This is a genomic window from Mesorhizobium sp. M7A.F.Ca.CA.004.04.2.1, assembly GCF_004022825.1.
GTDB lineage: Bacteria > Pseudomonadota > Alphaproteobacteria > Rhizobiales > Rhizobiaceae > Mesorhizobium.
Map to the genome: position 1 here is coordinate 1 of NZ_RZPH01000772.1, position 2,947 is coordinate 2,947.

3 protein-coding genes and 1 pseudogene are annotated in these 2,947 nt (G+C 64.1%); 2 read left to right on the forward strand and 2 right to left on the reverse strand.

Annotation, left to right across the window (positions count from 1 at the left end; all coding sequences use genetic code 11):
• A pseudogene (locus tag EN893_RS26720) lies at positions 1-254 on the reverse strand (EamA/RhaT family transporter); the annotation flags it as partial.
• A gap of 140 nt (positions 255-394) precedes the next feature.
• Positions 395-1,270, reverse strand: coding sequence for a tRNA glutamyl-Q(34) synthetase GluQRS (gene gluQRS / locus EN893_RS26725; RefSeq protein ID WP_127268793.1), 876 nt, complete (start codon positions 1,268-1,270; stop codon positions 395-397).
• Between the two features lie 73 nt (positions 1,271-1,343).
• Between gluQRS and EN893_RS26730 the strand changes: the two genes are divergently transcribed.
• Both EN893_RS26730 and EN893_RS26735 read left to right on the forward strand, forming a co-directional pair.
• On the forward strand, positions 1,344-1,985 hold the full coding sequence (locus tag EN893_RS26730) for a DNA-3-methyladenine glycosylase (RefSeq protein ID WP_127268792.1): 642 nt from the start codon (positions 1,344-1,346) through the stop codon (positions 1,983-1,985).
• Positions 1,986-2,113: 128 nt separating this feature from the next.
• Positions 2,114-2,671, forward strand: coding sequence for an HNH endonuclease (locus EN893_RS26735; RefSeq protein ID WP_006328497.1), 558 nt, complete (start codon positions 2,114-2,116; stop codon positions 2,669-2,671).
• Positions 2,672-2,947 lie beyond the last annotated feature (276 nt).

The window sequence follows — 2,947 nt, forward strand, 5'->3', positions numbered from 1 at the left end:
GCCCAGAAGACGGCGCCGAGATAGACGCCATGCATCAGGATGCCGGCGCCGGTGGCATGCAGCGCCTCCTGGCGGGTGGCTCTTTTCGAGCCAAGCACAAGCATCAGGACGGCCAGCAGGATAGCAGCGAGGACGAAACGCGCGGCGAGGAAGGTGAACGGTTCCGCCCACGGCATGGCGTAGCGCGCACCGATGAAGCCGGTGGCCCACAAGACGACGAAGGTGGCGGGGATGAACCGCTTGATGCTGTGCATGTTCCGGAGGCCGCCGTACTGGGGAGAGTTGACCGTGGCGCTGCTCTAATGCGCTTCAACCCGACGCGCAAAGCGAAACCATTGATCCATACATCACTGAAATTCAACGGCCGGCGCATTTGGCAGGTGATCTCGCCTGGTCAAAGCCCGACCGTCCGTCTGATGTCATCAGGTGATGCGCCGGCATGGCGCAGCGCGGCAAGACCGGTGTCACGGAGGCTCTTCGACAGCTTTCGGCCGTCGGGTCCGAGGATGAGGCGATGATGGAAATAGGCCGGTTGCGGCAGCCCCAGGAGTCGCTGCAGCAGGCGCTGCACGCCGGTGGCGGAAAACAGATCCTGGCCGCGTACGACGTGGCTGACGCCTTGCAGCGCATCGTCCATGACGACGGCGAGGTGGTAACTGGTCGGGATGTCACGGCGCGCCAAGATCACGTCGCCCCAGTCCTGCGGGCGGGCTTCCACGGAGCGCGTCGCGGAAAGCGTCTCGTCGGAATACTCCGTCCAGGACAGGTCCTTGCCGACACGCGCCATGGCGGCCTCGACATCCAGACGCCAGGCGAAGGGCGCATTCTCGACTATCCGCCGCTGACGTTCCTTCAGCGGCAGCGCCTTGTCCGCGGCGGGGTAGAGCGGCACGCCATCGGGATCGCGCGGCCAGTCGCGCCCACGCTTTTCGCTGTCGGTGATGAAGGCGCGGATCTCGCCACGGCTCATGAAGGCGGGGTAGACGAGTTCCTCCGCGATCAACCGCTCGAGCACCGCCTGGTATTCGGCGAAATGCTCGGACTGGCGGCGCACCGGCTCTTCCCAGCCAAGCCCCAGCCATTTCAGGTCGGCAAGTACGCCGGCCTCGAATTGCGGCGTGCAGCGCGTCGTGTCGATATCCTCGATGCGCAGCAGCAGGCGTCCGTGCGCCCGTGCCGCCAGCTTCTGGTTGAGCAGCGCCGAATAGGCGTGGCCGAGATGCAGGTCGCCGTTGGGGCTGGGCGCGAAGCGGAATGTCAGGAGTGTCATCTCTCAGGCGGCAATCATGTTTTGCGGCGCTTCGCCAATTGCTACCCTGTCGACGGTCGAGGAACAAGAAAGCATGCGCCGTATCGTGACATCAGACGACATTGCCCGGGGGCTCGACGCGCTTTGCGTGATCGACCCGCGCCTGGAAAAGGTGCGCGGCATGGCCGGCGAGGTGCCGCTGCGGCTGTCCGAGCCGGGGTTTCGAAGCCTGGCGTCGATCGTCGTCTCGCAGCAAGTGTCCCGCGCCAGTGCCGATGCCATCTTCGGCCGGCTGACCAAGCTCGTCGATCCGCTGACGCCGCAGGCGATCCTGGCCGCCGGCGAGGACATGTTTCGCGAAGCCGGCCTGTCGCGGCCCAAACAGCGCGGCCTGATCGCTGTTGCCCAGGCCGTGGTCGACGGCCTCGACCTTCATCACCTCTGTTCGCTCGATGCCGAGGAGGCGATCACGACGATGACGGCGGTGTCCGGCATCGGTCCGTGGACAGCGGAAGTGTATCTCTTATTCGCCGCCGGGCATCCCGACATCTTCCCCGCGCGCGACGTCGCGCTGCAGAGCGCGGTCGGCCACGCGCTCGGCATCGAGCCGCGTCCGCCGGAGAAAACCCTGATCGCATTGGCCGAATCATGGAGCCCGTGGCGAGGTGTCGCATCACGGCTTTTCTGGTCCTATTATCGCGAAACCAGAGGGCGGGACGCCGCGCCGCCGGCCTGAATCCGCAAAAAATCATAAAAATCATGCATTTTTGGCGCTTAGGCGACGCGACAATCCGCTTCACATCCCTGTCATGTCGGGCTTACAGTATCCGCGCCGTTCGGGTCTAGAACCAAGGAGGTGAACACGTGACGGTTGCCGTATCTCCGGATGGGCTTCCAGCACTGGTGCTGAATGCGGATTACCGTCCGCTCAGCTATTACCCCTTGTCGCTCTGGTCGTGGCAGGATGCCATCAAGGCGGTGTTCCTCGACCGGGTGAACATCGTCGCCGAATACGAGCACGCCGTCTCCTCGCCGACCTTCTCGATGAAGCTGCCGAGCGTGGTCAGCCTGAAGGCCTATGTGAAGCCCTCCAGGCACCCGGCCTTCACCCGCTTCAACGTCTTCCTGCGCGATCGCTTCCAGTGCCAGTATTGCGGCACGCCTGAGGATCTGACCTTCGATCACGTCATCCCCCGCCATCGCGGCGGCGCGACGACATGGGAGAATGTCGTTGCCGCCTGCTCGCCCTGCAATTTGAGGAAGGGCGGCATGATGCCCGCGCATGCCAAGATGTGGCCGCTGCAGAAGCCTTTCCAGCCGACGGTGCACGATCTGCACAACAATGGCCGCCTGTTCCCGCCCAACCATCTGCATGAGAGCTGGATGGATTATCTGTACTGGGATGTCGAACTCGAACCCTGAGATCGTTCGAGAATTCGGGAGGCTGGCCGTCTGGAGCAATTGTCTGCGCTTCCGCCTACCAGACCATGATATCCGACACTCCCCGGTATCGGACCAGTTCGGTCGTGCTCACTTATCAGCGGCTTCGCGCTTAAGGACCGGCTTCCCCCACTCCGTCGCTGCTTCGCAGCGCCACCTCTCCCCCCTCCGGAGGGAGAGGAAGGGAGCCTCTCTCGGAGGAGCGCTGGCTACAACAGGTTCGCGCCCCTTCCTCTACCCCGTCGATCGGGGGAGAGG

What these genes read in the sequence shown, in the direction of transcription:
- gluQRS (WP_127268793.1), bottom strand. Translation starts at nt 1,270, where the DNA reads ATGACACTCCTGACATTCCGCTTCGCGCCCAGCCCCAACGGCGACCTG.
- EN893_RS26730 (WP_127268792.1), top strand. Translation starts at nt 1,344, where the DNA reads ATGCGCCGTATCGTGACATCAGACGACATTGCCCGGGGGCTCGACGCG.